Here is a 25,780-nt window from a genome sequence, read left to right as displayed (position 1 = left end):
GGCCGGAAAATAAATGAATACAGGTGAGACCATGACAGCCAGTTACGAAAAGGTATGTGCCCAGCTTAAAGACGAGCCCAGAACCTGGTTGATTACTGGTGTAGCAGGTTTTATCGGCTCCAACTTGTTGGAAACTCTGCTCGGTCTTAACCAGAAGGTTATTGGGCTTGATAGTTTTGCGACAGGGCATCAGTACAACCTTGATGAAGTACGAGAGCTGGTTTCTGCCGATCAGTGGCAGCGCTTCTCTTTCATTCACGGAGACATTTGCAACGAAGATGATTGCAAGACGGCTGTGGAGGGAGTGGATTATGTTCTGCACCAGGCTGCGCTTGGTTCAGTGCCTCGTTCCATCAAGGACCCATTGGCTTCCAATCGGGCGAATGTCGATGGGTTCCTGAATATGTTGGTCGCCAGTAAAGATGCGGGAGTCAGAAGCTTTACTTATGCAGCTTCGAGCTCAACCTATGGTGATCAGACAGACCTTCCCAAGGTTGAGGATAAAATAGGCAGGCCATTATCTCCCTATGCCGTTACCAAGTATGTGAATGAACTTTATGCTGAGGTATTTGCCCGAAGCTATGGTTTCAAATCCATTGGATTGCGCTACTTCAATGTTTTTGGTCCCCGGCAAGACCCGAATGGTGCCTACGCTGCGGTTATACCAAAATGGATTGCAGCGATGGTGCGGGATGAGGATGTGCATATTAATGGTGACGGAGAAACCAGCAGGGATTTTTGCTTCGTAAATAATGCTGTACAAGCGAACATATTGGCTGCTGTTGCTGATGATGATGATAAGAATCATATCTATAACGTAGCCTGCAACGACAGAACAAGTCTTAATCAGCTGTTTTCCATGTTGATGAAAGGGTTGGGGGAAGAAGGGGTATCTTACTCCCGAGATCCGTTGTATCTGGATTTTAGAGAAGGGGACGTCAGGCATAGCCAGGCATCCATTGATAAGATATCCGCGAGGCTTGGTTACAGATGCAATTATGATATTGGTAAAGGCATTTCAGAGGCTTTGCCATGGTACATAAAAAATGTGAACCAGCTTGAAGCGATAGAATTTTAAAGAGGAATTATTCAAATGAAAAATTTCGCAATGATTGGCGCAGCAGGGTACATCGCACCGCGACATATGCAAGCAATCAGGGAAACCAATAACAAACTGGTTGCCGCTTTGGATCCGAACGATTCTGTCGGTGTTATTGACAGCTATTTTCCCAATGCGGATTTTTTTACTGAATTTGAAAGGTTTGACCGGCATCTCGATAAGCTGAAACGCTCTGGTCATAAAGATAAAGTAGATTATATTTCTATCTGCTCGCCAAACTACCTACATGATAGCCACATGCGTTTTGCCCTGCGATCTGGGGCTGATGCTATCTGTGAAAAACCATTAGTTCTGAATCCGTGGAACATTGATGGTTTGTTAGATATCGAGAAAGATACTGGAAACAAGATCAATACCATTCTTCAACTTCGCGTTCATCCCTCAATTGTGGCTTTGAGGGAAAAGGTTATGAGCGAAAATCGCGATACCAAACACGAAGTGGATCTCACATATATCACCTCTCGTGGCCATTGGTATCTCCAGTCATGGAAAGGCGATGAAAAGAAGTCGGGTGGTATTGCGACAAATATTGGTGTTCATTTCTACGATATGCTCCATTTCATATTCGGAGATCTACAGGAAAATGTAGTACACCACAGTGATGCGACATCAGCGGCTGGTTATCTTGAGTATGAAAAAGCCAGAGTGCGTTGGTTTCTCTCAGTTGATTACAAATATGTTCCGCAAAGCGCTAAAGAGAGTGGGATGCGTACCTATCGTTCGATCACTGTCGATGGCGAAGAGATAGAGTTTTCTGGCGGCTTTACCGATCTCCACAATAGAAGCTATGAAGAGATTCTGGCAGGGAGAGGGTTTGGACTGGAAGAAAACCGGGTTGCCATTGAAACCGTATCGCATATCCGAAATGCCTCCCCGGTTGGCTTGACGGGAAATTATCATCCGTTCCTGAAAGCCTGAGGCAACTATCATGTCTTATTCGGTTCACGAAACAGCAATCGTTGATGAGGGTGCCCAGATCGGAGAGGGTTCGAGGGTCTGGCACTTTGTCCATGTTTGTGGCGGTGCGCATATTGGTAAAAACGTCTCCATGGGGCAGAACGTTTTTATCGGTAACAAGGTCACTATCGGGGATAACTGCAAGATACAGAACAATGTGTCTGTGTACGACAACGTGCATTTGGAAGAGGGCGTTTTTTGCGGCCCTAGTATGGTGTTTACCAACGTCTATAACCCCCGTTCACTGATTGAGCGCAAAGATGAATACCGCGACACCCTGGTAAAGAAAGGCGCCACCCTGGGAGCCAACTGCACCATCGTATGTGGTGCGACCATCGGCCGCTTTGCTTTTGTCGGCGCTGGTGCGGTAATCAACAAAGATGTGCCGGACTACGCCTTGGTTGTGGGCGTTCCTGGCAAACAAATTGGTTGGATGAGTGAATTTGGCGAGCAACTGGATCTTCCTGTTAGTGGCAACGGCGAAACCCGGTGTAAGCACACCGATGTGATATATCGCCTTGTTAATGGCAGTCTTGAGAAGGTAGAAAGGTGATGCAATTCATTGATCTCGCAGCCCAGCAAGCTCGTATCAAAGACAAGATTGATGTAGGTATTCAGAGGGTGTTGGCTCATGGGCAGTACATTCTTGGGCCGGAAGTCGCGGAACTTGAAGAGAAGTTGGCAGGTTTTGTAGGCGCTAAGTACTGTATCTCCTGTGCTAATGGCACCGATGCCTTGCAAATTGCTCAGATGGCGTTCGGTATTGGCCCGGGTGATGAAGTCATTACCCCTGGCTTTACTTACATCGCCACTGCAGAAACCGTGGCAGTATTGGGGGCTCGGCCTGTGTATGTGGATATCGATCCGCAAACCTACAACCTGGATCCGACAAAACTGGAAGAAGCGATTACCCCGCGTACCAAAGCCATTATTCCTGTGTCGCTATATGGCCAGTGTGCTGATTTCGATGCCATTAACGCCATTGCAGAGAAGCACGGAATTCCCGTTATTGAAGACGCAGCACAGAGCTTCGGGGCTACCTATAAAGGCAAGAGCTCCTGCAACTTGAGCACCATCGCTACGACCAGCTTTTTCCCGAGCAAGCCTTTGGGGGCCTATGGAGATGGCGGAGCCATCTTTACCAATGATGACGAACTGGCTACCACCTTGCGCCAGATTGCTCGTCATGGCCAAGATCGTCGTTACCATCATCTTCGTGTGGGGGTTAATAGTCGTCTGGATACATTGCAGGCGGCAGTGTTACTGCCCAAGCTTGAGATATTGTCTGAGGAGATTACGTTGCGTCAGTCTGTCGCTGAGCAATACTCTTCAGCGTTAGTCGAATCTGCCTTTATCACTCCTAAAGTTGAAAGCCACAACACAAGTGCTTGGGCGCAGTATACCCTGCAGGCACCAAACCGTGATGAAGTACAAGATCGCCTCAAGGAGCAAGGGATTCCGACGGCTGTCCACTATCCTATCCCTCTCAACCGCCAGCCAGCGGTTGCTGATGAGCTTGCATCACTTCCCGTTGGAGATCGTGCGGCTAAACATGTTTTTTCAATCCCGATGCATCCTTATCTACAGAATGAGGATATTAAGAAAATTATACAGGCGATTTTAGGTTGAACTGCCGGCTTTTCGGAGCAGAAAATGATTGCTAAACCGTTTAGGAATAACAACGAATGGTAGATAAGGCGGCTTTACCAAACGTGGTTTTAGTTGGTTTCAGTGCCTCAGTGTTCGTTTCCAGAACGGCTCAAGCTCTCTCTGATCATGGAATTCAAGTCAGCATACTTGACCCTCAGCAAGGCGAGCGGGGAGAAAAAAAAAGCAAAATCGGCAAGCTGTTCATACAGTTAAGGCGGTTCTGGAATACCATCAACATCATGCGATCGATGGATCGCAACAGCACTGTTATCGTCTTGAGTTTGCCAGTGAATCGAGTTTGGCTTATTCCCTTGCTCAAAAGCTATTTTAAAAGGGTGACGGGCATCGCATTCGGGAGCGATATTTTACATAGAAATGTCCGGTTTGACGGAATGCTTGGTTTTGCTCTCAACAAGCTCGATGCGGTATGTGCAACTAATGAAAATGTTCTGGAACCGATTTTAACAATCCTCCATCCGGATTTGCACACGAGAGCCAGTGTTATCAGGTTTGGATTGCCGGTATTTGATGAGTTGAACAAGCTTGTTGCAGAAAACGTAAGTCCTGAAGAAAGTAGAGAAAAACTGGGCTTTAGACCAGACCGCAATCTCATCGCATTGGGCTATAACGCGGTAGGAGGTCAGCGGCAGATCCAGCTAATGGATGCGATTGAAGCCAGAATAGATGATTTTTCAGAATGTGATTTTGTCATTCCGGTACAGTATGGAGAGCCTGGCATCGAAGATGAGGTCAAGCGTGCTTGCGAAAGACTGAACAATAAACTCGGCAGCGTGCGTTTCTATCCCCTAACTCGTTTTTACGATCCGGTTCAGTCGGCACACTTCAGGCGCGCCACCACAGTTATGATTAACCACTCTGTTTCCGATGCATTTAGTGGCTCTGTTCAGGAGACAATATATGCCGGCAATCTCGTGCTTGCAGCAAGCCATTTGCCGTATAAAAATATGCCCGGTTTCGGAACAGCAATTAAAGATTATTCAAATTTGCAAGACGCCTTTTCCTTCCTGGAAAAAGATAGCCTGAATACTTGGAGGAAGGCGGCTGAAGATCATGAATTACATAATCGAACCGCCCTCCATGAAATCAGCTCTTGGGACGCCGTAATGCCCTCCTGGATCTCCTTGGTACGAGGGGAGAGTGGGAATGGCTGATAATGAGAAACACATAAAACTTAAAAAGACCGGAATTGATATTGCGCTGACATTTGCCCGCCAATTTTTGGCTGGTTTTCTTCAGCTGGGTATCATCATGATGGTCGCCAGGTCTCTAAGTGCCGAGGGATTAGGGGCATACTCAGTAGCGCTACTCATCCCCACAGTGCTTTCCCAGCTGCTCAATCTCGGTTTGGTAGCTTCAAACGTGTACTTCATTTCATCGGAACAGTACGAATCATCTACAGTTTGGGCTGTTACGAGGAATATGGGGATCGTTATTGGTGTTATTGGTACAGCCCTGGCAGCGATAGTGGTTATTACGGCCGGGAGTGTGTTATTTCCAGGTGTTCCGGTAACCGTTTTATTGTTGGCGGCGTCTATTTTTCCTTTGACTCTTATGTCAGGTTTGATATCAAGTTTTTTTCAGGCTTGGCAAGACTTCCGAACATTCAATCTTCTGGTTCTCACCCAGCCGGTGGTTGCCTTATGCGGTGCAGGGCTGCTTGTTATTCAAAATAATCTGACTCTTGAAACGTTGCTGTACATCACCCTGTTATCTCATTTTATGACTCTGTGTATTGCCGCGTATCGACTAAGTAGACGTATACCAATATGGGGGGTGAGAAAAGCCTCTCAGCCTTATTTGGGTGTTGCAATCCGCTACGGGATTAAAGCGCATCTGGGTGGTATAGCAACCTTGTTGATTAATCGCTCAGATATATTCATGGTCAATTTCTTTCTCGGTTCGGCTGCTGCGGGCATTTATACGGCGGCCTCTAGAATTATTCAGCAGCTTTGGTTGTTGTCACAGTCGGTTTCAACCGTAGCATTTCCGAAGCTATCAAGGATGTCCCTGCAATCAACAGAGCGACAATACTTTCTGTCACTCTTGTCTAGTCTTGTGTTCTGGGGGGCGGCTGCAATTGCCATTTTTATTTGTTTGTTTTCGGAGTGGATAATCCAGATTTTTTTTGGTGCAGGATTTGAAGAAGCTGAATCCGTTTTAATGATCTTGCTTGTTGGCGTATTGGTTTTTTCTTCATCCCGGGTTTTGGCGAATGACCTCGCGGCACGAAATCTCGTACATCTTAACTTGTCACTCACGACCATTACGTTGGTGATCAATGTCTTAGCCAATCTGGTTCTCATTCCGGAGTTCGGCCTGCATGGAGCTGCGATGGCTACTTCGGGTGCTTACCTTATCAATTTTATTGCCAGACTGTTTCTACAGTACAGAGCAACCGGCTTTGTTTGGTGGCGGTCATTCTACCCTGATCATTATCTGGATTTGTTTGTCAGTAAATATATGAAGATTAAGGAAAGATCATGAATTCTGGAGACTACCCAGGGTGTTTTATTATCGGCTTGCCAAAATCTGGCACAACAGCCTTATACAATATCCTTACCCAGTCACCTGAAGTGTTTGATTGTGCAGTGAAAGAACCCAACCATTTTTTGCCCACAAGTGTTACTCAGGCTGGTGTTCATGATGTGGATGCCTACCTGACTCTTTATCGTGATGCAGTCAAAGAAGGGCTTCTGAGCATTGATGCGTCAATCAGCTACGCACACTTTCCCGATTCAATAAAAAAAATACTGTCAGCAAAGCCGGATGCCAAGTTTGTAATTGTTTTGCGTAGGCCTGAGCGAATGGTGGTTTCTCAGTACCAGCAAATGCGTTATGGGCTCTTTGAGGATAAAGAGTCATTTCATGAAGCTTGGCGAGATCGCCTGGAGAATGGGCAGCCTGAATCAGGGTATTACCAGTTTGTCAGGGATTACCCCAAAAGCGGTGCTGTCGGCTCGATTCTTGAAAAAGTGCTCAAGATTGTTCCTGCAAATCAAATTAAAATTTTGATATATGAAGAAATCTTTTCCGATAGCTCCGAGTCGCTGGCTAACTTGGTCGATTTTCTCGGACTGGCTCCATTCGAGTATGAAGTGAAAATGATTAATGCCGGTAAGGAGCCGTCGTCCAATATTATCCACCGCCTGATTATTAAGGATAGCTTGATTTTTAGAGCTTTTCGGATTCTGGTGAAAAAAATACCATTTCTGAACCCCGATAGTGTTCGTGGTTTCTACGAAAAAAGAATGGTTAGGGCGTCAAAATCAAGCTTTTCAGATTTGTCTGATCTAGAGCTAGATAGATACTTCGAGCTTGAAAAGCGAAAAGTTGAAGCTTTACTTGGCAGAAGCATCCCTTCTTGGTGGGGCTAAGAGTTTAACAGGAAATATTCTATGAAAGTGATGACCGTTATTGGTGCGCGGCCACAGTTTATTAAAGCAGCAGTGGTTTCTCGTGCATTCAGGAACCATAGGCCGGATGTCCAGGAAGTGATTGTGCATACAGGCCAGCATTATGATGCAAACATGTCTGAAGTTTTTTTTGAAGAGCTGGATATTCCCAAACCAGATTATAATCTAGGCATCGGTGGTGGCACTCATGGTCAGAATACAGGGCGGATGCTGGAGAAAATTGAGGATTTAATGATCTCCGAATCTCCTGATTGGGTGCTGGTATACGGTGATACCGACAGTACCCTTGCCGGCGCTCTTGCTGCTTCAAAATTGCATATCCCGGTTGCCCACGTCGAGGCCGGATTACGTAGCTTTAACAGGAAAATGCCAGAAGAAATTAACAGGGTTTTGACTGATCATGTTTCTACGCTTCTTTTTGCTCCAACCAGCACTGCTAAACAGAATTTAATTCGAGAAGGCGTGGAAGAGAAAAAGATCAGCTTGGCTGGTGATGTGATGTATGACGCTACGCTCTTTTATAAGGAGATGGCTAAAAAGCCGGATTCGATCGATGAAAACTTCGGTAACCCTGAAGGTTTTGTGCTCTGCACGATCCATAGAGCGGAGAATACCGATCATCCGGCCCGCCTGGAAGGTATCCTCAATGGCTTGGCCAGATGTGCCAAGCCTGTGATATTACCACTTCACCCGAGAACCCGAGCGAAAATATCCGGTTTTGGCCTTTCTTTCCCTGAAAATGTCACAGTGATTGACCCTGTTGGCTATCTTGAAATGGTATGGCTGGAGAAAAACTGCGCTATCGTTGCTACGGATTCAGGAGGGGTTCAAAAGGAAGCCTATTTCTTTCAAAAACCATGTGTAACTCTCCGTGATGAAACCGAATGGGTTGAGCTAGTCGAGGCTGGCTGGAATCGTCTTGTTGGTGCTGACTCCCTACTAATTGAAAATAGCTTGAGGGGCTTTGAAACGCCAGGGTCGGTATTTGACCTTTATGGAAATGGGGATTCAGCATTCAACGTAGTCTCTCTGGTGAGATAATGATTAAAAAGAAAGTAGCTATAATTACATATAACTGGCCACCACGTAATGCCATTGGAACGCATAGGCCTTACTCTTGGGCTAAAACCTGGAGTGAGCAGGGAGCGAAGGTCACTGTTATTACAGCAAAAAAACAGTCATTTGATGAGCCGTTAGACTTGCACCTTCCCTTATTGCCAGACGTGGAAGTTGTTGAAGTGTCCCCGAATTCCAATATTGGCCTAATTTCTTTTTTTATGAAATTTGGTTATTTAAGGAGGGTGGCGAAAAAACTTAGATCATTATTGAGAGGGCGATTGACTACGATCAGCGATCCCCGGCGTTCCTGGCGCGTAGAAGCTAGAGCGTATGCAAGATCTATAGCGAACGATCTAGATATCGTAGTAAGTACATTTGGTCCTTCTTCGTCACACCTGATCGCGAATGATATAAAAAAGCAGAATAAAAAAGTTTTTTGGGTCGCGGATTATAGAGACTTGTGGACGTCATCGCACCTTTCAGCTGAAGGTTCATCTGATGAAATTGTTGAGAAAGAAACTGTTGGGCGTCATGCTGATATGATTACAGCCGTTTCTCAGGATATGGTTAATACCTTATCAACAAGGCTAAACGTCAAGACTTTTTGCTTTCCGAACGGCTTTGATATCGATGAAGGCGAGGTTGATTTATTAATTTCAAAAGATAAATCAAAACCCTCGTGTCCGTTTCGGATCGTTCATACAGGCATGCTTTACGAAGGGCATAGAGACCCTGTTCCTCTGCTTAATGCTCTGGTGAATCTCGAAAGTCAAAACCTTATTCGGCGAGGAGATATAACTGTTGACTTTTATGGCTCTAGGGTGGATTTGGCTAGGCGATTGATTAAGCAAGAAAAATACGCGCCTTACATTAGAGTAATGGGGCATGTTTCACGGGAGGAGTCTGTCTTTGCTCAGCGTCAAGCTGACCTTCTGCTGCTTTTAGAAAGTTCCAAGGAGGAGGCTAGGGGGGTTCTGACCGGAAAAGTATTTGAGTATATGGTGGCTGGCAAACCAATAATTTGTGTAGGAAGTAGGCCGGAATTTGAGATTGGTAAAGTTCTCTCAGAAACTGGCGTTGGGAAAGTCTTTGGTCCTGAGGAGTACCCCGAACTAGAGGCAGTTATTGCGGATAGTATTTCGGGGGAGGGAATGTATAGCTGCTACCACCCAGTTAAAGACGCAGTGATGAGGTATTCCCGAACTCGCCAATCAAAAGATTTGCTATCTTTAATCGAGCATGAAATGAGTGGTTGTGGTGATTTTGAGAGAGTCTGAATCTAGAGGGGGAGGGTTGCAAGGGGTTTTCCTTTTTTTGGGGGTAACTCTTCTTCCCGTGTACCTGTTCGCCTCAGGTGGTATGCAGCCTTCCCATTTTTTTCTTGCAGCCTTCTTTTTGCTGACACTTTTCTCCTTTGGGTTTAGGGCTGACTCAGATTTTGCGTTTTTTGCGATTTTTGTTATTTACGTTTTTTTGGTTGAGGGGGGGTACTCTATTGCTGGTTATGATGCCCTGTATATGATTAATGGTTTGTTTTATTTGTATAATCTGCTTTTTTATCTGGCTATTCAGAGATACGTGAGAGACTACGGCGTGAGCGCCGTGTTATTCGGTGTTGTTTTGGCCTCCTTTATAGCCCTTTTTACTGTTTTAACTAAAGGGTTTTCGATTCAGGTCGGTGATGGTTATGGCAGGGGGGTTGGATCATTCAATAATCCTAATCAATTGGGCTATTTTTCCGTTTGTGTTCTGTCTTTCGGGTATCTTTTTTACCGTGCAGGTTTTTTGAAATATTGGCAGGCGGTGATTTTTTTTATGGTGGCGATGTTTTTTTCTATAGTGTCTTTGTCAAAAGCGGCAATGATATCTAACTTTGCTGTCGTAATAATAGCCATAAAACCTTTTGATAAGTCTTCTTACGGGAGCGGAAAAACACTAAGTGTGATTTTTCTATGGCTGATTCTTGTTGCTGTCCTGGTGGCCGTTATTGCTGTTCTTTTTAACGCTGGTGACGGACGGGACTTTGTGTTTGTTAATAGAATCCAAGGGATGGCCGAAGAAAGCGATAGTTCGCTCTCGGCAAGAGGGTATTTTGCTTTTGCGGATAGCGGGTTCTTTGAGATTTTCTTTGGACATGGCGCACATCAGGTTTATCAAATTGTTGGTCATGAGGTTCACTCAACCCTTGGTAGTGTTTTTAATAGTTATGGTTTTTTAGGGTTTTTGGTTTTTTTGTCTTTCTTGTGTTTATGGTTTCTTCGTGTTTATAGAGCTTTTGGCTGGTTGGGTCTTTTTTGTATAACTGGGCCGTCTATGCTGTATGGTATTACCCATAATGGCACAAGATTTGTGATGTTTTGGCTGCTTCTCGCAGTATCCATGGCAATATCAAAATACTTTAGTGTAGAGAGGGTTGCGCGATGATACTGGTTCGGCTGCTTAAATTTATTGTTTCTGATATTTTCTGAGTCTTGACGGTATCATGGTAAAAAAAAGATTTTTAATTATTGCTAGTTATCCTGACTCATTAATAGGGTTTCGCCGAGATCTGATTCAAGAAATTCTCGATTTGGGCTACGAGGTTCATGCAGCGGCACCTGGAATTTCGTGTGATTCCCTTGTCGATAAAAAGCTTATTTCAATGGGGGTGAGCGTTCATAATATTCCCATGAGCCGAACGGGAATAAATCCTCTGAAGGATCTGTGCTCAATATTAATGTTGTGTCGGGTTATTAAAAAAACAAAATCTGAGTATGTTCTGGCATATACTGTTAAGCCTGTAATTTACGGAACTTTGGCGGCGTGGTTTGTAGGTGCTCAAAGGCGTTACTCCCTAATTACCGGTTTAGGGTACGCGTTTATTGGATCTCCTTCAGGGTTGCGGCGTATCTTGCGCTTATTTATTCAGTCTTTGTATCGTTTTTCTTTGGCCAAATCGTGTATTGTTTTTTTTCAGAATCCTGATGATGAGGCTCTTTTTAGGGACCGAAATTTACTTGATAAGTCTGTCCCCTCCTGCGTAGTTAATGGCTCCGGTGTTGATGTTAGTGAATACTGCGTGACTCCATTGCCGCAGCGTCCCGTTTTTTTGTTAATTGCCCGTTTGTTGGGAGATAAAGGTGTCAGGGAGTATGCTGCCGCTGCAGAGCATGTGCGAAGCATTCATCCAGAGGCAAAGTTTCTCCTGGTTGGTTGGATTGATGATAATCCGGATGCGATCAAGAAATCGGAGCTTGATTCCTGGGTAGAAAATGGAACCTTGGAATTTCTTGGCAAGCTTTCTGATGTCAGGCCCGCGATTGCTCAGAGTAGCGTTTATGTACTGCCTTCATACCGCGAAGGCACCCCTCGAACGGTTCTTGAAGCTATGGCTATGGGCAGGGCTGTGATTACTACGGATGCACCGGGATGCCGGGAAACCGTTGTCGATGGTGATAATGGTTTTCTGGTGCCGGTTCAGAATGCTCCGGCTCTTGCTGATGCCATGATATCGATGATCGAATCTCCATTGCGGGTTGTGGCTATGGGGAAGCGCTCCCGTGAAATTGCTGAAGAAAAGTATGATGTCCACAAGGTTAACGCGGTAATGCTCAAGGAAATGGGAATTTCATGAAGCGGTTAGTCGATATCTGTGGGAGCGTGCTGGGGCTTTTGCTGTTGGCCCCGGTTATTCTGCTGCTTGTGCTTTTAGTGCGTATCAAGCACGGGGCGCCAGTTTGTTTCCGTCAGGTGCGTCCTGGCAAAGATGGCGCCCCTTTTGAAATGGTCAAGTTCCGAACTATGACGGATGAGCGTGATGCCAATGGTGAACTGCTGCCTGATGCGCAGCGCCTTACCGGCATTGGCCAGTTCCTGCGCTCCACCAGCCTGGATGAACTTCCTGAACTTTGGAACGTGCTGGTTGGCGATATGAGTCTGGTGGGGCCGCGCCCTTTGTTGATGGAATATCTTCCTTTGTATTCTACTCACCAGGCTCGCCGCCATGAGGTCCGGCCGGGGATTACGGGTTGGGCGCAGATCAATGGTCGTAATGCTTTGTCGTGGGATGAAAAATTCGATCTGGATGTGTGGTATGTGGAAAACCGTACCTTGTGGCTGGATATCAAAATTTTGTTTCTGACGGTATGGAAAGTGCTAAAGCGCGATGGTATCAGCCAGAAGGGTGAGGCGACCATGACGAAATTTACAGGTAGCGGCCAGCGATGAGTCGGAGACTTGGAATTATCGGTGCTGGTGGCCATGGCAAGGTTGTTGCCGATACCGCAGAGCGGGCGGGCTGGTCTGAAGTGCTGTTCTTTGATTCGCGTTTTGTCGAGGGTGAGGTGCGACATGCTCATTGGCCCATCATTGCCGCGCCGGAAGAGTCCCATAGGCATGATTGCGATGGCTATTTCGTGGCTATCGGCCATGGCCCGGCGCGACAGCTGTGGTGTGAATGGCTTCTGGATCGCGGATTGCCGCTGGTATCGCTGGTTGATCCAGCCGCCACGGTCAGTCAGTACACGGTTTTTGAACCCGGTGTGCTTGTAGTTGCGGGGGCTGTAGTCAATGTGGATTGCACCCTGGAGCGCGGGGTAATTGTTAATACCCTGGCGGGGATAGATCATGACTGCACTGTCGGTGCTTACAGCCATATATGTCCGGGTTCCGCACTTGCCGGATCAGTCAGTGTGGGTGAGCACTGTTGGGTGGGCATTGGTAGCCAAGTAAAACAGGGCATTCATATTGGGCGTGGGGTGACGGTAGGAGCCGGCGCCACGGTAGTGTCTGATGTTCCTGATGGACTGACTGTGTTGGGCACACCAGCGAGGTCGAAATAATGGTTTTTTCTGAGGTTTCTCATGCTTAATGGCCCTTTTTCTCCTTGGCCTTCCTTTACCAGGGAAGAAGCCGATGCGGTTTCTCGTGTGCTGCTTTCCAGCAAGGTGAATTACTGGACTGGCCAGGAAGGGCGTGAATTCGAACGCGAATTTGCGGCCTTTGCCGGTACCGAGTATGCCATTGCGGTGGCCAACGGCACTTTGGCGCTGGATCTGGCCCTGCAGGGGTTGGGTATTGGCGCTGGCGATGAAGTGGTGGTGACGCCGCGTACTTTCCTGGCGTCAGCCACGTCAGTGATTAATGCCGGTGCTACGCCGGTGTTTGCTGATGTGGATGCGGAGACCCAGAACATTACTCCTGACACCGTTGCTGCGGTGATTACCCCGAACACCAAGGCGATTGTGTGTGTGCACTTGGCCGGTTGGCCTTGTGACATGGATGGCATGATGGCGCTGGCCGAACAGCACGGGCTGTTTGTGATTGAGGACTGCGCGCAGGCTCACGGGGCAACTTACAAGGGTAAGCCGGTGGGTGGCCTTGGGCATGTGGGCTGCTGGTCTTTCTGTCAGGACAAGATCATGAGCACCGGCGGTGAGGGTGGCATGGTCACCTGTAATGATCGTGAGCTGTGGTCGCGCATGTGGAGCTTCAAGGATCACGGCAAGAGCTGGGATGCGGTGTATGAGCGTGAACATCCGCCGGGGTTTCGCTGGCTGCATGAGTCGGTGGGTACGAACTGGCGGCTCACAGAGATGCAGTCGGCTATTGGCCGGATTCAGTTGCAGCGGATGGCGGACTGGACGGCGGCGCGCCAGGCGAATTGTCAGGCGATTTGGGACACAGCGGCGTCTCTGTCTGGCTTGAGAGTGCCGGAGGTCCCCGCCGATATCGGCCATGCTGGCTACAAGTGCTATGTATTTGTGGACGAGCAAACGGTTGAAGGTGATGTAGCTGCGGTGCGCGACCGGATCATGAATGCCATGGTGGCAGAAGGCGTGCCGTGTTTTTCTGGTTCCTGTTCTGAGGTGTATCTGGAGAAAGCGTTCACGGATCTAGGGTTGGGGCCGGAGGAACGTTTGCCTGTGGCGAAGGCGCTGGGTGAATCGTCGCTGATGTTTTTGGTGCATCCAACCCTGACTGCGGATGAAATTGAGAAGACCTGTGATGCGCTGAAGAAGGTGATGAAAGGCAGCTGTGAGCTCTGAGCTGCGAGCTTCGAGGGAAGTCAAAGCCAGGGGCAAGAGTTACGAGTTACAAGCTACAAGGAAATTCAAAGGCTAAACCCAGGCGGCGTCCAAGGGTGGTTTTTTGTGGGAGTCTGCTTGCAGACGAAGGGGTTGGTGTTCGCTTGCAAGCATACCCTGACGAGCACAGAGAGCTCCCACAGAAGACCGGAATCGCGACGGAACCGTCGCTCCCACGGGGCGCGCTGTGACTTTCGGGGGTAAGCTCTTCTAACGAGGCGCGGGGTGCTTCGGTGACTTTTCTCGCAGCTCGAAGCTAGTAGCTCGAAGCTGATATTTTTAGAGGATTCGACATGGATTGTCGTGATGAGACCCGGGACGGGGGCTTTCCTTATGTGGTGCACCACGGTGCAGTGCAGGGGGTAACGGGCTCGGCCCATGAGTGGGTGGTGAGCGAGTCTGCCTCGGTACTGATTGACTGTGGGCTGTTTCAGGGCCGGGATGTGGGCCCTTCCGGCGCGTCGGCGTCGGACCTTTCTATTGATTTCGATATTTCCCGGATTCAGGCAGTGGTGCTCACCCATGTGCATATTGATCATGTGGGCCGTTTGCCGTGGCTGTTTGCGGCGGGGTATGAGGGGCCGGTGTATTGCAGTGAGCCTTCGGCACGGCTGCTTCCTATTGTGCTGGAGGATGCGTTCAAGCTGGGTATCAGCCGGCAGCCTGACCAGGTTGAGGCGTTCTTGACGCTGCTGAAACAGCGGTTGGTGGCGGTGCCTTACGAGGCCTGGACGGCGGTGCCTCTGGGCGACGATAAGGTGTTTATCCAGCTGCTGCCCGCTGGGCATATTCTGGGCTCGGCATCGGTGTCTTGTCGGGATGCGCAGGGGCATGTGACGGTGTTTTCCGGGGATCTGGGGGCACGACTGGCCCCGATTCTTCGTTCGGCCCAATCGCCGTATCGGGCGGATTGTCTGGTGATTGAGAGCACTTACGGGGATCGCCTGCATGAGGGCAGGGCGGCGCGCTCGGCACGGCTTGAGCGGGCGTTGGTGCGGGCCATGGAGGATAAGGGTACTTTGCTGATTCCGGCATTCAGTATTGGCCGTACCCAAGAGTTGCTTTATGAGCTGGAAGGCTTGATCCATCGCCATCAATCGGCACGGATGAATGCTCATCTCGACTGGGACGAACTGCCTATTGTGCTCGATTCACCGCTGGCGAGCCGGTTTACCCAGGTGTATCGCGAACTGGATGCCTTTTGGGATGCAGAGGCCCGGGAGCGACTGGATGAGGGGCGCAAGCCGTTCGATTTCGATCAGCTGCTGACGGTGGATGATCATGAGGCCCACCAGCGTATGGTGCGCCATCTTGCCGAGAGCGCCCGGCCTGCGGTGGTGATTGCAGCCAGCGGTATGTGTGCCGGTGGCCGTATCATGAATTACTTAAAGGCCATGTTGGATGATGCCCGGCATAACCTGCTGTTTGTCGGGTATCAGGCCCAGGGCACTCCCGGCAGGGCGATTCAGCAGGAGGGGCAGGGTGGTGAGGTGATGCTTGAGGGGCAGCGTTACTCGATCGCCATGCCGGTGACGTCCATCAGTGGCTATTCCGCCCATGGGGACCAGCAGGATCTGCTGGATTTTGTGGAGGGGATGCAGGAAAAGCCGAGTGAGATTCGGGTGGTGCATGGTGATCCGGCCGCCAAGGCCGGTCTGAAGCAGGCCTTGGAGGCGCGATATCGCCGCTGGGGCTGGCCGGTGAGTGTGTGCTGCCCTGAGGGCTAGCCTCTGTTTCCCCTGTGGGAGTGGCGGTTCCGCCGCGATGCTTTGGCATCGATCGGTTCGCGGTCGTACCCGGAGTCCATAGCAAATGCCTGCTGCTACGGCAGTGCTGGCAATGTAATAGAACGAAAAATGATCTCTTCAATGTGCCGGATGACACAGTTTGGGCTCCCAAGATGGGCTTCAATCCCGTAGAGTTCAAAGCCCTCGAATGACATTCAAATGTCACTTGTGGATTGGATTATAGGCAGGATTCCCTATAATGCGTTCTCAAATGAGAATGTGAATTAAGTCACAGAGCAGCACCTGTCATTTTGCAGCCCTGTTACGGTCATACGGATGGACCATTGATGCCTAGTGAGTGGCTTTACCCTTCTGTTTATCGATTGGTGTCGATATCCCGCTTCTTCAAGCGTTGTATCATGCTTGGTGCGGACTTGGTCGTCTTGCCGCTGCTGGTGGCAGTGGCCTACGCGCTGCGGCTCAATACCCTGACACCTCAAATTCACGATGCCTGGTTGTTTGTTGCTGCACCATTGGTTGCAGTGCCGATCCTGTATTTCACCGGATTCTATAAATCCATTGTTCGTTACCTGGGTGCGGAAGTTGCCTGGTCTCTGCTGGCAGGGGTGCTGATATCCGTGGCGGTGCTGGCTGGTGCATCTTACATGGTGGCGGATGCCGCGATTCCCCGTTCGATTTTTCTGATCTGGGGTATGTTGGCAGTTTTGTATCTGGGCGGCAGCCGTTTTCTCATGCGACGCTTTCTGGTCAAGATTCTGGGTGGCTTGAATCGCCAGCCGGTGGCGGTGTTTGGTGCCGGTGGTGCCGGAGCCCAGCTGGTGTCTGGCTTGCAGTCCAGTACCGAGTTCTTTCCCGCGCTGGTGGTGGATGATGACACCAGCAAGCAGGGTACTCTGCTGGCCGGTGTGCCTGTGGTTCCTCGTAAGGCGCTGGAGAAAGCGGCGCGGCAGGGCAAGGTGTCTGCGGTGCTGATGGCGGTGCCCTCGATTAGCCGGCCTCGCCGTATGGAGATTGTGCGCTGGCTGGAAACCCTGAATATTCGGGTGCAGACAGTACCGGGTATTGCAGACATCGCTATGGGTAAGGCGCGCCTGGAAGAGGTGCGTGATGTAGCGATTGAGGATCTGCTGGGCCGCGACCCGGTGCCGCCTAGGCAAGATCTGTTGCACCGCTGTGTTAGTGGCAAGCATGTGCTGGTCACCGGCGCTGGTGGTTCCATAGGTAGCGAACTGTGCCGTCAGATTCTCAAGCTGTCTCCCTCCCAGTTGGTGTTGTTCGAGCAGAGTGAATTCGCGCTGTACGCCATTGAGAAAGAGCTGCGCAAACTGGCGGTGAGTCAGGGCCTTAAGGTGGACATCGTGCCGGTGCTGGGCTCGGTGGTGAACCGCGGCTTGATGGCTCGGCTTTGTGCAGAGCATCGGGTGGATACGGTTTATCATGCGGCGGCTTACAAGCATGTGCCGATTGTGGAAAGCAATCCGTCCTCCGGGGTGCGTAACAATATTCTGGGTACGCTGGAAGCGGCGCAGGGTGCTGAAGCCGCGGGTGTGCAGCACTTTATTTTGGTGTCCACAGACAAGGCGGTTCGCCCTACCAATGTGATGGGGGCCACCAAGCGGTTTGCTGAGCTGGTGCTGCAGGCGATGGCATCGAGAGGATCGGATACGGTGTTCTCCATGGTGCGCTTTGGCAATGTGCTGGGCTCATCAGGGTCTGTGGTGCCGCTGTTCCGTGATCAGATCTGCCATGGCGGCCCTGTCACGGTGACCCACCCGGATGTGATTCGTTACTTCATGACCATTCCTGAAGCTTCCCAGCTGGTGATCCAGGCCGGTGCCATGGCGCGTGGCGGGGAAGTGTTTGTGCTGGATATGGGCGAGCCGGTGCGAATTGTGGATTTGGCGATCACCATGATTCATCTGATGGGGCTCTCTGTGAAGGATGAGAGCAACCCCCATGGTGATATTGGCTTGTCGTTCTCCGGGTTGCGTCCGGGTGAGAAGCTCTATGAAGAGCTGATTATTGGTGAATGCAGTGTGCGCACCGAGCATGAGATGATCATGCAGGCCAGTGAGGAGTCCCTGAACTGGGATGAGGTGCAGTTTGCCCTGGAAGCGTTCCGCAAGGCCCTGGAACGTGGCGACAATGCGGCCATGAAGTCTTTGCTGCGCACTTACGTGGCAGGGTATGCCCCTGGTTCCACGGGCAGCCAGGAAACCGCTGCCATGGCCACCCGAGAACTGCCACGCCGCGTATCCAACGCCGTTTCCCTGCCAGACTAAGGAATTCGCCCCTGTGGGAAGTTGCTGAGGCTCCTGGGCCAAGGCTTCTCCCTGTGGGAGCGACGGTTCCGCCGCGATGCTTTGGCATCGGTTTTTTTGCGGTCGCACCCGGAGGGCATAGCAAACGCCCGCTCCCACAGGGGGGAGGGCTGCGGACGCTACTTCACTGTGCTTCGTTCCACGGAGGTGTTGGTGGGGGCGGGCTCGGATATGTCTTTGCTTATACCTATATCGAATTACAAACCCCTTTTTATATCTCTTTTTCGCTGTAAAATGCGGTTTTTCTGATCATCTCCGCCTTGCCGGAAGGATTCGCTGAGTGAGCCTGGATATTCTGATAACTCTGCTGGTGGTGGCCTCGGTGCTGGGCGCTTTGGCAACCAACCGTGTGCCGGCGGATCTGACCATGATGGCCGCGCTGGTGGCGGTGCTGGTGACGGGGATTATTACGCCGGCGGAGGCGCTGGCAGGCTTTGCCAACCCGGGTTTGATGACCATTGCGGCGCTGTATGTAGTGGCAGCCGCTTTACGCGATACCGGGGCGATATATTGGGTGGCACATCGACTTTTGGGTCAGCCTAAATCGGTGCTTTCCAGCCAGTTCCGTCTGATTGCCCCTGCCTCGCTTCTCAGTGCCTTCCTCAATAACACCACTGTTGTGGCCATGATGATTCCTGCGGTGCAGGAGTGGGCGCAGCGGCTCAAACTCTCTGCTTCCAAGCTGCTGCTGCCCTTGAGCTATGCAGCCATTCTTGGTGGTACCTGTACCCTGATTGGCACCAGCACCAATCTGGTGGTGGATGGTCTGGTGCAGGAGAAGGGGCTGCCTGCCTTTGGCATTTTTGATGTGGCCTGGGTGGGTATCCCGGTCCTGCTGGGGGGTGGCCTGTTTATGCTACTGGTAAGCCGCTACTTGCTGCCTGAGCGCGAAGGGATGGCGGAGCAATGGGAGCATGCCCGCGAGTACCATGTGGAAATGGTGGTGGCAAAGGGCAGCGGCTTGGCAGGGCGAACCATTCAGGATGCAGGTTTGCGCAACCTGACCTACGGTTACCTGACGGAAATTCAACGTGGCGAGAAGCTGTTTACTGCAGTGGGCCCTGAGATGACCTTGCAGGAGGGGGATCTGCTGGCGTTTGTGGGGGTGCCGGAGTGTGCCCGTGAATTGCAGCGGATTAATGGTCTCCAGTCTGCCCATGGTGCAGTGCACAAGTTGGGCTTGAATAACCACCAGCGCCATTTGGTGGAGGTGGTGCTGAGCCCGGAATTTCCGGGTATTGGCAAAACGGTCAAGGAAACCGGTTTTCGTACCCGCTACCAGGCGGCGATCCTGAGTATCAGCCGTAATGGCCAGCGGATGGCGGGCAAGGTGGGCGAGCTGGTATTGCGCGTTGGCGATACGCTCTTGCTGGAAACCAGCGAACAGTTTGTGGAGCAGTACCGCTACCGGCGCGACTTCATGCTGGTGAGCCCGTTGAAAGATTCCACTCCCCCTGATTTTCGTCGTGCGCCTGTTGCGGTAGGGGTTCTGGTGGCGATGGTGTTGGCCAATGTGCTGGGGCTTGCGTCTACGCTGGAAGCCGCTATGGTAGCGGCCGGACTGATGCTGGCTTTCCGTTGCGTGACGGTAAACCGCTCTCGGATGAATGTGAGTGTGAATCTGCCGGTACTGGTGGTGATTGGCGCGTCTTTCGCGCTGGGCAAGGCCATGGAAACCAGTGGTGCGGCCGCCTGGATTGTGCAGGAAGCCTTTCCCGAGAGCGGTCTGTCGCCGCTTATGGCGCTGGTGATCATTTACCTGTTGACTGCAGCGTTCACCGAGATGATCACTAACAACGCCGCTGCCGTGCTGGTGTTCCCCATAGCTATCGGCGTGGCCGAGCAGCTGGGCGTGAGCCCGATGCCCTTCATCGTCGCCGTGATGTTTGCCGCATCCGCAAGCTTCATGACCCCTCTGGGTTACCAGACCAATTTGATGGTCATGGGCCCCGGCGGCTATACCTTCCGGGATTATGTGCGGATAGGGTTGCCGATGAGTGTGGTGGTGGCGGTGATTAGTCTTGCTGTGATTCCGGTGGTTTGGGGGTTTTAGCGAGGCGAGCTACGAGCTACGAGCTACGAGCTACGCTCGATTGGATGAAGAAAATGGAAAAAGTTCCCATGGATGGCGGCTTTTCAAGATGGAGCAAGGATGCGATTGGAAAATTTGGACATTTGGAGAAGATCTGTTGATTTGAGTGTTGAGATTTATCAGCACTTTGCAGGGCATCGAGATTTTGGGTTCAGGGATCAAATAACTCGATCATCGCTGTCTTTGCCTTCAAATATCGCAGAGGGTTTTGAAAGGGCTTCCGAGAGGGAAAAGGCCTTGTTTCTTAACTATGCAAAGGGATCAGCTGGGGAGCTCAAAACCCAGCTGATCATCGGTTACAGAATTGGGTATATACCTGAGGATATGAGCAATAAGTGGGGTGAGGAAGTGGAGCAACTTTCAAGGATGCTCTTCGCCATCATGCGCAAGCTCAAATGATTTTATGGTTCCGGGCCGCAAGCCTGGTTATGTTTCTCTAGCAGCTCGAAGCTCATGGCTAGTAGCTGACCTTCGAACAACGCGAGGTAATTATGTCGTCCCCATATCAGGAAAAAGCCAACGAATCCAAAGCCCACGTCGTATGGCACGAATCCAACATCTCCAAGGCTGACCGTGCCAAGGTTAAGGATCAGAAGCCCAAGTGTATCTGGCTGACCGGTCTGTCCGGCTCTGGTAAATCCACTCTGGCCAATGCCCTGGAAGTGGCGCTGACTGAGCAGGGTAAGCACACCTACCTGCTGGATGGCGATAACGTGCGTCATGGTCTGAACAAGAACCTGGGCATGAGCGATGAAGACCGTACCGAGAACATCCGTCGGGTGTCCGAAGTGGCCAAGTTGATGGTGGATGCGGGCTTGATCGTGGTGACTGCTTTCATCAGCCCGTTCCGTGCTGACCGTGACGCCGCTCGTGAGTTGTTTGAAGACGGCGAGTTCGTCGAAGTGTTTGTGGATGCGCCGTTGGAAGAGTGCGAAAAGCGAGATCCCAAGGGCCTGTACCAGAAGGCACGACAGGGCATCATCAAGGAGTTTACCGGTATCGACAGTCCCTATGAGGCGCCTGAGAAGCCGGAGGTTGAGGTCAACACTGCCGAGAACGATATCGAAGCTTGTGTGAAGCAGCTGATAGCGGCGATTGTGTGAATTTTCGCTACGCCCAATAACTCGGTAGAAGTATGCCGAGTTGAAATGAAGGAGGCCGCGCCAGGAAGTGGGTGCGGCCTTTTTCGTGTCGGAGAGGCGCTTCTGCCGGAGCCTGTAGGTCGGGGCTGAGGGGGGGTATACTGTGCCGCTTCCCTTCGTCTGGCCTCGGTGGCCGGATTAGGCTTGATCGATGAGGACAAAAATGAAAATAGCGGTTGCCGGGACCGGTTACGTAGGACTTTCCAACGCGGTGTTGCTGGCTCAGCATAATTCGGTAGTGGCGCTGGATATTGACGCTGCCAAGGTGGAGAAAATCCAGAACCGGGTCTCGCCGATTGATGACGAAATAATCCAGGAATATCTGGCGAGCAAGTCTCTGGACCTGACTGCCACCACGGACAAATCCGTTGCTTTTGAGGGGGCCGACTTTGTGGTGGTCGCCACGCCTACAGACTATGACCCGATAAGCAACTATTTCGATACTCGATCTGTGGAAGCAGTGATCAATGATGTGCAGACCATTAATCCTGCTGCTTGCATCATCATCAAGTCCACGATACCAGTGGGCTATACGGCTTCCCTGCTGGAACGATTCGGCGGGGCTAACATCCTGTTTTCGCCTGAGTTTCTTAGGGAGGGGAAAGCCCTTTTTGATAATCTCTATCCCTCAAGAATTGTGGTGGGCGCCCATTCCGAGGCCGCACGCACCTTCGCTGCCTTGCTTGCCGAAGGGGCCATCCGGGAAGATATACCTGTGCTGTTCACGGATTCCACCGAAGCGGAAGCCATCAAACTGTTTGCCAATACCTATCTGGCCATGCGGGTGGCCTATTTCAACGAGTTGGATAGCTACGCTGCCACCCACGGGTTGGATGCTCGTCAGATCATTGATGGGGTTTGCCTGGATCCTCGTATTGGGGAGCACTACAACAATCCCTCCTTTGGCTATGGGGGTTACTGTCTGCCTAAGGACACTAAACAACTACTTGCCAATTATCGGGATGTGCCTAACAGTCTGATCCAAGCCATTGTTGATGCCAATCGCACCCGCAAGGATTTTGTGGCCGATGATATTCTTCGTCGTGCGCCAGATCGCGTGGGAATATATCGACTGGTAATGAAAGCGGGGTCTGACAACTTCCGGGCGTCTGCAATTCAGGGGGTGATGAAGCGGTTAAGGGAGAAGGGGGTTGAGTTAGTAGTGTACGAGCCTGCCTTGCCTGATGACATATTCTTTGATTCGGTGGTGATTCGGGATTTTAAGGAATTTGCCGAGTCCTGTGATGTGATTGTCTCCAATCGGATGGTTGAGGAGCTGCTGCCAGTGGCGGATAAGGTGTACACCCGAGACCTTTTTGGCAGTGATTGAGCTGTGTTGTGAGTAAAACCTGGCGGATTTCCTTATTGGTTTTCATCATGCTGCTGTTTGTTTGTGGAGCGATGTTGCCTGGTGAGTTGAGAGCGTCGATCAGCAAGGCCCTGTCCCTGGGAGGAGTTGATGCTTACGCTCACGTGTTCTTTTGTTCTCTGATCGCGCTGTTGCTAGGCTGGGTCGGGGTGTCCCCCTTGGTGGCCTTTGTCCTCGTCATGGTGCTAGGTGGCCTGATTGAACTGGTTCAATTGTGGATTCCGCATCGCTCCACGACCTGGAATGACATGCTTGATAATGTTATCGGCGCGTTTTTGGGTCTGTTTATCTTGTGGCTGGGCAGACAGCTGTTAAAAAGAGAGTGCAATGGTTAGAAAAGCGGTACTACCGGTGGCGGGTTTCGGATCACGGATGTTGCCGGCTTCCAAGTCGATCCCAAAAGAAATGTTGCCTATTGTTGACAGGCCAGCCATTGAATATGTGGTGAAAGAAGCGGTGAGAGCTGGCATCAAGGAAATCATCTTGGTGTCCCACTCTGCCAAGACCGCTATTGAAGACTATTTCGATAGCCAGTTCGAGCTGGAGTACCAGCTGGAAGCGAAGGGCAAGGACAAGTTGTTGGCAGAGGTGCGCGATATTCTGCCCAAGGATGTGAGTGTAATTGCAGTTCGCCAACACCGGGCGCTCGGCTTGGGTCATGCGGTGGCATGTGCGGCACCAGTAGTGGGTCATGATCCCTTTGCAGTGCTGTTACCCGATGTGCTCGTGGATTGTGGTGATCAGACGGAGGACTTGGCCGAGATGGTGGCGCGTTACCAGGAAACCGGCTGCTCCCAAATCATGGTGGAGGAGGTGCCCGCTGAGCGGGTGGACCAGTATGGAATTGTGGCCCTGGAAGGTGAGGCTCCTGCACGGGGACATTCTGCGCTGATGACCGGGGTGATCGAGAAACCGTCGGTGGCGGAGGCTCCTTCCCGTTTGTCAGTGGTGGGCCGCTATGTTCTACCTGGGGAGATCATGGACATTTTGTTGCATACCCAGCCGGGGGCAGGTAATGAGATCCAGCTCACCGATGCCATTGCAACCTTGATGTCAAAAAGTCCGGTTGAGGCATACTCCATGCGGGGTGAGACCTTTGATTGTGGCAACAAGGCGGGTTATCTGCAGGCTATTTTTCATTATGCCGCGCGGCATCCCGAGTTGGGTGCGCAGGTGCGGGCGATGATGGCGGCGGAAGTAAAAGCTACGAGCTGACAGCTTTGAGCTGGATTGAGTGGGTTGAAAAAGCTCCCAAGGATGGGGACTTTAGTTAAGGAGCAAGGATGCGATTTGGAAATCAGGAAATTTGGCAGCGTTCTGTTGGGCTTGGCGCTGAAGTGTTAGGCGGGCTTTGATCGGCATCGTGATTTTGGTTTTCGAGATGAGATCACCAGGTCCTCTCTCCCAATCCCTTCCAATATTGTTGACGGGTTTGAGCGAAACTTAGACCGGGAAAATGAAGTAATTGAGTTGGGTGCTGGGCTCTTCGTCTGGTGTGGTTTTTCTTGAAGCTTGTGGCTTGAAGCTTGCTACTGAGGTTTTATGCAGATAACGGTTTACGGCGATACCCTGTGTGCCCAAGTGACAGCGACAGCTATGGCGCAGACTGGTCATAGGGTCTGTTGGGTTGTGCATGAGCCGCGGTCTAGGGAGAGGCTTGAAGGCGGCCGACCGCTGTTCCGGGAGCAGGGCCTGGACCGGGTGTTTGCTGAACAGCTGGAGTCAGGGCGCTTGCGTCCCAGTTTCCGTGATGCTGAGCAACTGCCAGAGGCGGAGGCTGTTTTTTTGGCGGTGTCTCCCGGTGACGCTGACTGGAGCCACGATATCGTTAAGTTAATCGCTGGTAATGCCATGTGTCAGGTAATCATCAACCAGACGGTGGGGCCGGTAGGGGCGGCGGAGCGTTTACGTAATCAGCTGCGAGAGGCTGGTAGTGCTACGGCGTTGGTAGCCATGCCAGATCTGATTCAGGAGGGTAATGCCTTTCAAACTTTCACTCGGCCGGAAAGTATTCTGCTGGGATGTGAGCGAGGAGAAGGCGAGGCACTGGTTCGTGAGCTGTTACGCCCCTTCAATCGCCGCAAGGATGTCATTCAGGTGATGACCCTGCGTGAAGCGGAGTTCGCTAAGTTGGCGATTAGCGGTATTTTGGCGACGCGAATCAGTTTCATGAATGACATGGCCTCTCTTTCTGAGTCTCTGGGGGTGGATATCGATGTGGTACGGGTCGCTATGGGGGCGGATTCCCGCATTGGTGAGGCCTACCTGTATCCGGGATGCGGCTTTGGCGGTGCGGGGCTTGATCAAAATGTCTTGGCACTAGTTGATGCTCTGAAAGCCCGTTCTGCCGGGCCGGGTTTACTTGCCCAGGTGATGCAGACCAATGAACGCCAGAAAGAGGTGCTGTTTCGTAAGTTTTGGCAGTACTACAAGGGGGATGTGGCTGGAAAACGGGTGGCTATTTGGGGGGCAGCGTTCAAGCCGGGAACTCGTCGAGTGGATAACGCACCAGTATTGAAAATCATTGAGGCTCTTTGGGCTCAGGGGGTTGAGGTGGCTGTACATGACCCCAAGGCGCTACCTGAGCTGGAGGCCTGGGCGTCTGGCCGAGGGCCGTTGCAGTTGTGTGATGACCCTTATGAGGCACTCGCGGGCGCGGATGCGTTGATGCTGGTTACCGAGTGGAAGCTTTACTGGGGCCCGGACTGGCGGCGCCTACGGGTGACCATGCGCCAACCTTTGATCCTCGATGGCAGAAATATCTATGATCCGGACTTTGTCAGAGGGCAGGGGCTGGTGTATAGAGGGATTGGGCGAGTGTAA

At 51.1% G+C, this 25,780-nt stretch carries 24 protein-coding genes; all 24 read left to right on the top strand.

From position 1 onward, the window contains the following. Positions 1–13: 13 nt before the first annotated feature. The 24 genes from Y5S_RS16595 (at position 14) to Y5S_RS16485 (ending at position 25,780) form a co-directional block, all read left to right on the top strand. The gene (locus tag Y5S_RS16595; protein ID WP_035234606.1) at positions 14–1,078 is read left to right on the top strand and encodes an NAD-dependent epimerase/dehydratase family protein; all 1,065 of its coding nucleotides are present in this window, start codon (positions 14–16) and stop codon (positions 1,076–1,078) included. A gap of 15 nt (positions 1,079–1,093) precedes the next feature. Continuing rightward, positions 1,094–2,038 (top strand): Gfo/Idh/MocA family oxidoreductase, encoded by a 945-nt coding sequence (locus Y5S_RS16590; protein ID WP_035234605.1) that lies wholly within the window; start codon positions 1,094–1,096, stop codon positions 2,036–2,038. Between the two features lie 10 nt (positions 2,039–2,048). Beyond that, positions 2,049–2,630: an acyltransferase gene (locus Y5S_RS16585; RefSeq protein ID WP_035234604.1), complete on the top strand. Its 582-nt coding sequence runs from the start codon at positions 2,049–2,051 to the stop codon at positions 2,628–2,630. Then, a complete protein-coding gene (locus Y5S_RS16580; protein WP_269319452.1) occupies positions 2,630–3,706 on the top strand; it encodes a DegT/DnrJ/EryC1/StrS family aminotransferase in 1,077 nt (358 codons plus the stop codon). The genes Y5S_RS16585 and Y5S_RS16580 overlap by 1 nt, the downstream gene beginning before the upstream one ends. 56 nt (positions 3,707–3,762) lie before the next feature. Next, positions 3,763–4,899 carry a hypothetical protein gene (locus Y5S_RS16575; RefSeq protein ID WP_035234602.1) on the top strand — a complete coding sequence of 379 codons (1,137 nt, stop codon included), beginning with the start codon at positions 3,763–3,765 and terminating at the stop codon, positions 4,897–4,899. After that, positions 4,892–6,232, top strand: a complete 1,341-nt coding sequence (locus Y5S_RS16570) for a flippase (protein ID WP_035234600.1) — start codon at positions 4,892–4,894, stop codon at positions 6,230–6,232. Before Y5S_RS16575 ends, Y5S_RS16570 begins: the two co-directional genes overlap by 8 nt. Beyond that, positions 6,229–7,122, top strand: a complete 894-nt coding sequence (locus Y5S_RS16565; protein ID WP_035234598.1) for a sulfotransferase family protein — start codon at positions 6,229–6,231, stop codon at positions 7,120–7,122. Before Y5S_RS16570 ends, Y5S_RS16565 begins: the two co-directional genes overlap by 4 nt. A 21-nt stretch (positions 7,123–7,143) precedes the next feature. Next, positions 7,144–8,202, top strand: a complete 1,059-nt coding sequence (gene wecB / locus Y5S_RS16560; protein WP_035234597.1) for a non-hydrolyzing UDP-N-acetylglucosamine 2-epimerase — start codon at positions 7,144–7,146, stop codon at positions 8,200–8,202. Beyond that, positions 8,202–9,497 carry a glycosyltransferase family protein gene (locus tag Y5S_RS16555; RefSeq protein WP_035234596.1) on the top strand — a complete coding sequence of 432 codons (1,296 nt, stop codon included), beginning with the start codon at positions 8,202–8,204 and terminating at the stop codon, positions 9,495–9,497. Before wecB ends, Y5S_RS16555 begins: the two co-directional genes overlap by 1 nt. Continuing rightward, complete coding sequence (locus Y5S_RS16550) at positions 9,469–10,644, top strand: hypothetical protein (RefSeq protein ID WP_156107825.1); 1,176 nt, start codon at positions 9,469–9,471, stop codon at positions 10,642–10,644. Before Y5S_RS16555 ends, Y5S_RS16550 begins: the two co-directional genes overlap by 29 nt. A gap of 58 nt (positions 10,645–10,702) precedes the next feature. Next, positions 10,703–11,833: a glycosyltransferase family 4 protein gene (locus tag Y5S_RS16545; RefSeq protein ID WP_035234594.1), complete on the top strand. Its 1,131-nt coding sequence runs from the start codon at positions 10,703–10,705 to the stop codon at positions 11,831–11,833. Further along, the gene (locus Y5S_RS16540; RefSeq protein ID WP_035234593.1) at positions 11,830–12,426 is read left to right on the top strand and encodes a sugar transferase; all 597 of its coding nucleotides are present in this window, start codon (positions 11,830–11,832) and stop codon (positions 12,424–12,426) included. Before Y5S_RS16545 ends, Y5S_RS16540 begins: the two co-directional genes overlap by 4 nt. Next, positions 12,423–13,040, top strand: coding sequence for an acetyltransferase (locus tag Y5S_RS16535; protein ID WP_035234592.1), 618 nt, complete (start codon positions 12,423–12,425; stop codon positions 13,038–13,040). The genes Y5S_RS16540 and Y5S_RS16535 overlap by 4 nt, the downstream gene beginning before the upstream one ends. Positions 13,041–13,061: 21 nt before the next feature. Further along, entirely contained in the window at positions 13,062–14,246 is a 1,185-nt protein-coding gene (locus Y5S_RS16530) for a DegT/DnrJ/EryC1/StrS family aminotransferase (protein WP_035234591.1), read from the top strand. Between the two features lie 332 nt (positions 14,247–14,578). Next, complete coding sequence (locus tag Y5S_RS16525; RefSeq protein WP_035234590.1) at positions 14,579–16,012, top strand: MBL fold metallo-hydrolase; 1,434 nt, start codon at positions 14,579–14,581, stop codon at positions 16,010–16,012. A 347-nt stretch (positions 16,013–16,359) separates the two neighbouring features. Further along, positions 16,360–18,315 (top strand): nucleoside-diphosphate sugar epimerase/dehydratase, encoded by a 1,956-nt coding sequence (locus tag Y5S_RS16520; RefSeq protein ID WP_231552729.1) that lies wholly within the window; start codon positions 16,360–16,362, stop codon positions 18,313–18,315. Between the two features lie 319 nt (positions 18,316–18,634). Continuing rightward, positions 18,635–20,407, top strand: coding sequence for an SLC13 family permease (locus tag Y5S_RS16515; RefSeq protein WP_035234588.1), 1,773 nt, complete (start codon positions 18,635–18,637; stop codon positions 20,405–20,407). Positions 20,408–20,506: 99 nt separating this feature from the next. Further along, positions 20,507–20,845: a four helix bundle protein gene (locus Y5S_RS16510; RefSeq protein ID WP_035234587.1), complete on the top strand. Its 339-nt coding sequence runs from the start codon at positions 20,507–20,509 to the stop codon at positions 20,843–20,845. A gap of 92 nt (positions 20,846–20,937) precedes the next feature. Beyond that, positions 20,938–21,549 carry an adenylyl-sulfate kinase gene (gene cysC / locus Y5S_RS16505; RefSeq protein WP_035234586.1) on the top strand — a complete coding sequence of 204 codons (612 nt, stop codon included), beginning with the start codon at positions 20,938–20,940 and terminating at the stop codon, positions 21,547–21,549. A 202-nt stretch (positions 21,550–21,751) separates the two neighbouring features. Beyond that, positions 21,752–22,918 carry a nucleotide sugar dehydrogenase gene (locus tag Y5S_RS16500; protein ID WP_035234585.1) on the top strand — a complete coding sequence of 389 codons (1,167 nt, stop codon included), beginning with the start codon at positions 21,752–21,754 and terminating at the stop codon, positions 22,916–22,918. Positions 22,919–22,926: 8 nt separating this feature from the next. After that, positions 22,927–23,292, top strand: a complete 366-nt coding sequence (locus tag Y5S_RS16495) for a VanZ family protein (protein WP_231552728.1) — start codon at positions 22,927–22,929, stop codon at positions 23,290–23,292. Beyond that, a complete protein-coding gene (galU, locus tag Y5S_RS16490; protein ID WP_035234584.1) occupies positions 23,285–24,172 on the top strand; it encodes a UTP--glucose-1-phosphate uridylyltransferase GalU in 888 nt (295 codons plus the stop codon). The genes Y5S_RS16495 and galU overlap by 8 nt, the downstream gene beginning before the upstream one ends. A 171-nt stretch (positions 24,173–24,343) precedes the next feature. After that, entirely contained in the window at positions 24,344–24,466 is a 123-nt protein-coding gene (locus Y5S_RS20170) for a four helix bundle protein (RefSeq protein ID WP_156107829.1), read from the top strand. A 33-nt stretch (positions 24,467–24,499) separates the two neighbouring features. After that, positions 24,500–25,780, top strand: coding sequence for a UDP-glucose dehydrogenase family protein (locus tag Y5S_RS16485; RefSeq protein WP_035234583.1), 1,281 nt, complete (start codon positions 24,500–24,502; stop codon positions 25,778–25,780).

It is taken from the genome of Alcanivorax nanhaiticus, assembly GCF_000756665.1.
Classification (GTDB): Bacteria; Pseudomonadota; Gammaproteobacteria; order Pseudomonadales; family Alcanivoracaceae; genus Alcanivorax; species Alcanivorax nanhaiticus.
Note: the sequence above shows the minus strand (reverse complement) of the source record. Positions and strands in the feature narration are given on the sequence as shown.

Excerpts from the sequence above, each read along its gene's own strand:
- Y5S_RS16595 (WP_035234606.1), top strand. The coding sequence starts at position 14 with ATGAATACAGGTGAGACCATGACAGCCAGTTACGAAAAGGTATGTGCC.
- Y5S_RS16590 (WP_035234605.1), top strand. The coding sequence starts at position 1,094 with ATGAAAAATTTCGCAATGATTGGCGCAGCAGGGTACATCGCACCGCGA.
- Y5S_RS16585 (WP_035234604.1), top strand. The coding sequence starts at position 2,049 with ATGTCTTATTCGGTTCACGAAACAGCAATCGTTGATGAGGGTGCCCAG.
- Y5S_RS16580 (WP_269319452.1), top strand. The coding sequence starts at position 2,630 with ATGCAATTCATTGATCTCGCAGCCCAGCAAGCTCGTATCAAAGACAAG.
- Y5S_RS16575 (WP_035234602.1), top strand. The coding sequence starts at position 3,763 with ATGGTAGATAAGGCGGCTTTACCAAACGTGGTTTTAGTTGGTTTCAGT.
- Y5S_RS16570 (WP_035234600.1), top strand. The coding sequence starts at position 4,892 with ATGGCTGATAATGAGAAACACATAAAACTTAAAAAGACCGGAATTGAT.
- Y5S_RS16565 (WP_035234598.1), top strand. The coding sequence starts at position 6,229 with ATGAATTCTGGAGACTACCCAGGGTGTTTTATTATCGGCTTGCCAAAA.
- wecB (WP_035234597.1), top strand. The coding sequence starts at position 7,144 with ATGAAAGTGATGACCGTTATTGGTGCGCGGCCACAGTTTATTAAAGCA.
- Y5S_RS16555 (WP_035234596.1), top strand. The coding sequence starts at position 8,202 with ATGATTAAAAAGAAAGTAGCTATAATTACATATAACTGGCCACCACGT.
- Y5S_RS16545 (WP_035234594.1), top strand. The coding sequence starts at position 10,703 with ATGGTAAAAAAAAGATTTTTAATTATTGCTAGTTATCCTGACTCATTA.
- Y5S_RS16540 (WP_035234593.1), top strand. The coding sequence starts at position 11,830 with ATGAAGCGGTTAGTCGATATCTGTGGGAGCGTGCTGGGGCTTTTGCTG.
- Y5S_RS16535 (WP_035234592.1), top strand. The coding sequence starts at position 12,423 with ATGAGTCGGAGACTTGGAATTATCGGTGCTGGTGGCCATGGCAAGGTT.
- Y5S_RS16530 (WP_035234591.1), top strand. The coding sequence starts at position 13,062 with ATGCTTAATGGCCCTTTTTCTCCTTGGCCTTCCTTTACCAGGGAAGAA.
- Y5S_RS16525 (WP_035234590.1), top strand. The coding sequence starts at position 14,579 with ATGGATTGTCGTGATGAGACCCGGGACGGGGGCTTTCCTTATGTGGTG.
- Y5S_RS16520 (WP_231552729.1), top strand. The coding sequence starts at position 16,360 with ATGCCTAGTGAGTGGCTTTACCCTTCTGTTTATCGATTGGTGTCGATA.
- Y5S_RS16510 (WP_035234587.1), top strand. The coding sequence starts at position 20,507 with ATGCGATTGGAAAATTTGGACATTTGGAGAAGATCTGTTGATTTGAGT.
- cysC (WP_035234586.1), top strand. The coding sequence starts at position 20,938 with ATGTCGTCCCCATATCAGGAAAAAGCCAACGAATCCAAAGCCCACGTC.
- Y5S_RS16500 (WP_035234585.1), top strand. The coding sequence starts at position 21,752 with ATGAAAATAGCGGTTGCCGGGACCGGTTACGTAGGACTTTCCAACGCG.
- galU (WP_035234584.1), top strand. The coding sequence starts at position 23,285 with ATGGTTAGAAAAGCGGTACTACCGGTGGCGGGTTTCGGATCACGGATG.
- Y5S_RS16485 (WP_035234583.1), top strand. The coding sequence starts at position 24,500 with ATGCAGATAACGGTTTACGGCGATACCCTGTGTGCCCAAGTGACAGCG.